At 44.1% G+C, this 424-nt stretch carries 1 pseudogene; it reads right to left on the bottom strand.

The features are described from left to right. A pseudogene (locus A3757_RS04060) lies at window positions 1–424 on the bottom strand (exopolyphosphatase); the annotation flags it as partial.

Genomic DNA, 424 nt, shown 5'->3' on the forward strand with positions numbered 1-424 from the left:
GCTTGTATGCATGAAGCGCTGTTTTCTCTACTCTTTCAGCGTGTTCAACATCAATAGCATAGCGAGCCTGCATCGATTGAAGTGAACGTTCTCTGACATCCTCATGCTGAATCCGGCCTAGTATGTCATACAGCAAACCTTCCCTAAGCGCGCCCGATGTGAACTCCATTTCTTTGATGCCCAGTACCTTAAAGCATGAGTAGAGTATGGAAAAGCCGGCTGCAAAGATCGATGCACGCTCAGATTTCACACCTAGTTTAACTAAGTCCTCACAATGTCCGAGAGTAATCATCAGGCCTTTTAGTTCTTTCAAAGCTTTTAATGTAATCGTTTCTTCAGCTAAACCAAGATGACGCAAAGCATTTAGAATAGCCTTAATTGAACCCGAAGCACCCACTGTATGCTGCCATCCAAGCGACTTATA

This window comes from Oleiphilus sp. HI0117 (genome assembly GCF_001635235.1).